A 5,537-nucleotide genomic window follows, 5' to 3' on the forward strand; every position below is an offset into this window, starting at 1 on the left:
GTTATTACCCGAAACTTCAGAAACCTTTATCTACCTTGCTATGATCCGTATTATGGTGAGGCGGCTAGCATAAAATTTGACCCCTAAAAACTTTTCAAACACCCTCTCAAAGCTTTAATTCTTGTGATATTTACCTTTCTTCATTTTGAATTTTGAATTTTGAATTTTGAATTGTTATCATTTGTCGCACTCTTTCCGCTAAATATGCTTCTAATTCTGACAACGGCGCAGAACCATCAGCAAAGCGCGCAAATCCTAACATCGTGGGTAAATCTTCTGCATCCCTTAATCCTACGGTGGGTATGGTGTGGCTGAGATTACGCAAGGAAAAATCTTCGGAATTAAACACGGGATTGCAATGAATAATGGAAGTTCGCCGTTGTGGATCTAATTTAGTCCGAAATATCCGCAAAACTTCCGCCGCACCTTGGGGAGGATAGTTTTCACAACCATCAGATACAATTACCACCAAATCTGCACCAGAACCTAAGGCGGCTAATAAGGGTGTAGCTAAATCAGTTTGTCCATAAGCGCGGATTTGTAAGGGATTTTCTGGGGGTATTGTCCAAAAAGCACGGTATTCTTTGGCGGCGGCTTGTAATAAGTAGTGCGTAGCCAAAGCTACACCCAAAGGACGACGGCGTTTTTCGCTAGAACCAGAGCTAGAGTAGCTACAATCTAACACAGCCGCGACTTTTCCCAGCTTTAACGGTGCTTTTTTCAACACAAACCGCGCGGATTGCTGCATTGCTTGGTGTAAAATCTCCCGTTTTTCTGTTCTAGTTTCCAGAGGTAGGGAAAGAATATACAACGCCAACTTAGTTAAAGGTAAACGTCCTAAATCTAAGTCAATTTCTACCTTTTCTGTGCGTTCTGCTGCACCTTGGAAGCGTAACTTTTCCCCTACAGTCATTTGCTGTTGAATGCGGGTTAAAAATACCTCGCGCTTAATCTTGTGTTTAATTGCTAATCCTTCCGCTACTGTGAAAGGTAGCTCGTAAATTGCCTCAGCACTATAATGTGCTTGACGAAACTTTTCAAATAATTCTGTTTCGTAAATCTTTTGTTTCCAATTATGGAAGAGAAAAGTACCTAATTCCCCTTGAAGTTTCAAGTGTGCGTGAGCTGCGATCGCTCTTACCTTGGTACGATACTTCACAGCATGGAAACTTAAATCACGACGCTGCTCTAAATATTCTCGCGCGATCGCGCGACTGCGGCGATTATTAATCCGTCGTTGACGCAACTGTTGTAATACCCCCCAAGCGCGTTGCGGTGGTAAATTATGCAAAGCCTGCGCAATTAAAGCACCTTCCTCTTCTTTATATTCTGGTAACGTATCCTTCCCTGTCGCTAACAATTTCAAAATAATTTGCGCCTGATTAAAATGATTAATTCCCGCAGCCAAAGAACGGGCATAAAGTAAGCGATAATTGCCTAAAATATAATCATGTAAAAAATCAATTGATACCCTTTGCCCATAAGCATCATCATAAAACTCACGCTGTCCCGTACAAGCCAGACAAGCATTAATAAACATCACCAAATCTTCCCGCGCCACCTGTTCCACGCGGTTATTTTCAACAACCATAAAAATTTTGAATTTTGAATTTTGAATTTTGAATTTTTTCGGGTGCTGTTCGGGGAAAGATTAGCACGACTTAGTTGAGCAATTTAACAAATTGGAACGGAAGTCATACTCAAGTCCCGCGAACAGCAAAACTAAAAACTTAAAGATAAATCTAATTAAATATTTCTGAATATTTATAGCCTAATAGAGTTCATATAATTATTCCTCCCCCTGCTCCCTGCTCCCTGCTCCCCTGCTTCTTATAGGGTGCTGTTCGGGGAAAGGCGGCGCGACTGGCTAGTACGAATTCACAGTTCGGGTTCGGAAGTCACACCAAAGTCCCGCGAACAGCAAGACTGAAAACTTGAGGAAACTTCAAAAAACAAATTTTTATATCATTAACAGTCAACAGTCAACAGTCAACAGTCAACAGTCAAACGTAACAAAATTGTTCTGTTTTCGCGAGTCCCTCAAGCAATAATTCCGCAGATTTGCTCAGTGAAGTGACAAAAATACCTACTTCACTTTCTTGATGAGCAGCTATCCAAGTACCTTTGAGAATAACTTCTACAGTTGTAGCATCACAAGGACAAATGTCTACAATATTTGCTTGATTTAACTTCTCTAAATCTACTAAACGCGCAGATTCACATGGCAGTAAAAATGCAGCTTGACTAGCTTCGATGTAAATATTAGTTGCGGAATGCAAAGCTAGCGTAACTCTTTGATTAACCCAATCTTCTAAAGCAACTTCCAGATATTCTAAGGTAAAGCTATTTTCGGTGTAGGTAAGTTTTAACATAATTGGCTGAGTGATATTTAAGTTTTAGTTGTTTCATCTATATCTTGAGAATATGCCAAAGAAATTCCCCCAAGCCAATGGAGAATAAAACAGCCGCAACGCTTGTAAAATAAGGATTAGAGAGCTAGGGGAAGTTGGTAAGCTAGGGGAATCCCCCAACTTGTTTTACTGAATTTTCGTAATGCGATCGCGCTATGCACCACAAGCGCTAAACTATATTGTTAGTAATAGTCCTGGTTAGTAAGAGCTTCAATAGTTTTGTAGATTTGTAATGAAGTTTGTCAATTAATATCCAAGGTTAATGTTTTTTGTAATCAATTAATCTAGATAAACTTTTCTAGATATTCTTATCATTGCTCGCGATTCTCATCAGAAATGTACTTTAATTGAAAATAGTTAGCAGAAGTGATTCTGTTTATAAATGTACTGAAGTACTAGAGGGGAATCGTATAATGCGTGAAATGACTTTTAAACCCTTGACTGAAGCAGATCGTCAAAGAAATCAATACCTAGATAAGATTAATCATGCTCCCTACCCCACAATTTTCTTAATGGCAATGGGAGTGTTTGTGTTATTTACTATCAGCGTGTTAATTGGTGCTTTTTAATTAGATTTTGTACTGTTCCAACAATTCATTGTTTTTGATGAAGTTCCCAGTGCCCTTTCCTGATTCACAGGATAGGGTTTAATTTTTTTATCCTAAAATAATGGCAATTATCAGAAATATTCGCTGGCGAACTATTCTATCTTTAGCTGTAGTTCTCCCAATTGGACTTTTATACAGCCACTATCGCCATTCTGTTTGGTGGTTAAACCAAGAAGTAGGCGGAATTTTTTATGAAATATTTTGGTGCTTATTAGCCTTTCTATTTATTCCAACTCGTAAAGCAGTTTGGCAAATCCCATTATGGGTATTGGTAATTACTTGCTTATTAGAATTTCTGCAATTATGGCAACCACCATTTTTAGTTTGGGTACGTTCATTTTGGTGGGGAAAAATGTTAATCGCTAGCGTCTTCACTTGGGCAGATTTTCCCTATTACTTTGTTGGTAGTGGCTTAGGATGGCTATGGTTAAAGCTGATCGTTAGAGGCACAAATTTAAAATAATTTAAGATTTTTGCAATTTTTTGTAACTAATTAAAGTAAGCGCGATCGCATCCTATTACCTCAAGCGATCGCGCTCAATTTGCTATGCTTACCTTCCTTAACTTCTAGATAACTGAAAATTTACTAATCATCTTACTGCATTGTGATAAATTCCAACTTTGTAATTCATCAAATTTCCTCCGTTCATCCTATTTCAGTGGTGAAAACTATCAGTTTCACCTGTCAACAGTCAACCGTCAACAGTCAACAATCAACAGTTAACATTATGGAATCCAAACCTCCAATGAAGTTAAACCGCCGCCAATTCTTACTCACTTCAGCTGCTACAGGCGGTGGAATTATCGCCAGTAATTTTGTATCTCAATCACAAGTTTTTGGTGAAGCGCCTGCAATTATTACATCAGAAAAGATGCGTCCTACCATACCTTATGGCGTAGCTTGCGGAGATATTAGCGGTAATAGTGCCATAATTTGGAGTAAGAGCGATCGCCCCTCACGAATGATTGTAGAATATTCAACTAGCGAATCTTTCCGGCGCGTGCGGCGGCTAATTGGGCCAGTAGCTTTAAAAGATAGCGATTTTACAGCTAGGCTAAGTCTTGATACCTTACCCCAAGGCGAACAAATATTTTATCGAGTCATCTTCCAAAATTTAGCTGATAAAAAAATTTACAGCGCACCAGTTACCGGAACTTTCCGCACTCCATCCAAATATCGCCAAGATATTTTCTTTGCTTGGGGTGGAGATACAGCCGGTCAAGGATGGGGTATTAATCCTGAGTTTGGCGGGATGAAAATTTATGAAACCATGCGGAAAATGAAGCCAGACTTTTTCATCCATTCTGGTGATAATATTTATGCTGATGGCCCTATTCCATCACAAGTAACCCTTGATGACGGCACAATTTGGCAAAATCTCACCACAGCCGAAAAATCCAAAGTAGCAGAAACTCTCGATGAATTCCGTGGCAATTATATCTACAATTTAATGGATGAAAACATCAGACGTTTTAACGCTGAAGTTCCCATTCTCTCGCAGTGGGATGACCACGAAGTTACTAACAATTGGTATCCTGGGGAAATTCTGCCAATTAGTGATACTCGCTATCAAGAAAAAGATGTTTCTGTATTAGCAGCCAGAGGAAGACAAGCATTTTTAGAATATATGCCCATTCGCTTTAATGGCGATCCAAAAGACACAACAAAAATTTATCGCTCTTTTAACTATGGGCCATTACTAGATATTTTCATGCTTGACGAACGTACCTATCGCGGGAAAAATACCCCCAATCGTCAAACAGTACAAAGTCAAGAAACAGAATTTTTAGGCAATAAACAAATAAGATGGTTGAAAAAGCAATTACAACAATCCAAAGCTACATGGAAAGTAATTGCTAGCGATATGCCTTTAGGGCTTGTAGTGCGCGATGGTAGCACTGATTTTGAAGCTTGGGCGAATGGAGATGGCCCAGCTTTAGGAAGAGAACTCGAACTAGCTGATTTACTGCGGTTTATTAAACGCAACCATATCAAAAATGTTGTTTGGTTAACAGCTGACGTACATTACGCCGCAGCTCATTATTACGATCCTGCTAAAGCTGTGTTTACTGATTTTAAACCTTTTTGGGAATTTGTCGCCGGGCCTCTTAACGCCGGCACATTTGGCCCTAATACACTTGACAATACTTTTGGCCCCCAGGTGAAGTTTCTCAGCATTCCCCCAGGGATGAAAGCAAATCGCCCACCCAGCGAAGGTTTGCAGTTTTTTGGTACAGTCAAAATCAATAGTTACACCACGGTGATGACTGTAGAGTTGCATAACTTGAAAGGGGAGACTCTCTACAGTATCGACTTACCCCCGGAAAAATAAAACCTATTCTCTCTCTGCGTCTGTGTGGTTTAAAACTAATTTAACCGCAGGGGAGCATCCCAATTTTGACGCAATACCCTAGAAGGGTATTGCTATACCAACAAAGCCTGCCTTCGCAGGCTAAAAGTTTGATAGCCTGCGAAGGCAGGCTTCGTATTTCTAGCCCCACCCTTATAGGGTGAGGG

General features: G+C 39.8%; 5 protein-coding genes. 3 read left to right on the forward strand and 2 right to left on the reverse strand.

The window, feature by feature from the left end; all coding sequences use genetic code 11:
* Positions 1-130: 130 nt before the first annotated feature.
* Both H6G08_RS36670 and H6G08_RS36675 read right to left on the reverse strand, forming a co-directional pair.
* Positions 131-1,591: a hypothetical protein gene (locus H6G08_RS36670; RefSeq protein WP_190552204.1), complete on the reverse strand. Its 1,461-nt coding sequence runs from the start codon at positions 1,589-1,591 to the stop codon at positions 131-133.
* 412 nt (positions 1,592-2,003) lie between these two features.
* On the reverse strand, positions 2,004-2,372 hold the full coding sequence (locus H6G08_RS36675) for an alr0857 family protein (protein ID WP_190552206.1): 369 nt from the start codon (positions 2,370-2,372) through the stop codon (positions 2,004-2,006).
* A gap of 452 nt (positions 2,373-2,824) precedes the next feature.
* On the opposite strand from H6G08_RS36675, the gene H6G08_RS36680 reads away from it, so the two are divergent.
* From H6G08_RS36680 to H6G08_RS36690, 3 genes are all read left to right on the forward strand, one after another.
* Positions 2,825-2,980, forward strand: a complete 156-nt coding sequence (locus tag H6G08_RS36680; RefSeq protein WP_190552208.1) for a hypothetical protein — start codon at positions 2,825-2,827, stop codon at positions 2,978-2,980.
* A gap of 100 nt (positions 2,981-3,080) precedes the next feature.
* Positions 3,081-3,482 (forward strand): ribosomal maturation YjgA family protein, encoded by a 402-nt coding sequence (locus H6G08_RS36685; protein WP_190552209.1) that lies wholly within the window; start codon positions 3,081-3,083, stop codon positions 3,480-3,482.
* A 265-nt stretch (positions 3,483-3,747) separates the two neighbouring features.
* Positions 3,748-5,352 (forward strand): alkaline phosphatase D family protein, encoded by a 1,605-nt coding sequence (locus H6G08_RS36690; protein WP_190552211.1) that lies wholly within the window; start codon positions 3,748-3,750, stop codon positions 5,350-5,352.
* Positions 5,353-5,537: the final 185 nt, after the last annotated feature.

This window comes from Calothrix anomala FACHB-343, from assembly GCF_014696435.1.
Lineage (GTDB): Bacteria > Cyanobacteriota > Cyanobacteriia > Cyanobacteriales > Nostocaceae > Aulosira > Aulosira anomala_A.

Coding starts and splice junctions, on each gene's coding strand:
- H6G08_RS36685 (WP_190552209.1), top strand. CDS start 3,081: ATGGCAATTATCAGAAATATTCGCTGGCGAACTATTCTATCTTTAGCT.
- H6G08_RS36690 (WP_190552211.1), top strand. CDS start 3,748: ATGGAATCCAAACCTCCAATGAAGTTAAACCGCCGCCAATTCTTACTC.
- H6G08_RS36670 (WP_190552204.1), bottom strand. CDS start 1,591: ATGGTTGTTGAAAATAACCGCGTGGAACAGGTGGCGCGGGAAGATTTG.
- H6G08_RS36675 (WP_190552206.1), bottom strand. CDS start 2,372: ATGTTAAAACTTACCTACACCGAAAATAGCTTTACCTTAGAATATCTG.
- H6G08_RS36680 (WP_190552208.1), top strand. CDS start 2,825: ATGCGTGAAATGACTTTTAAACCCTTGACTGAAGCAGATCGTCAAAGA.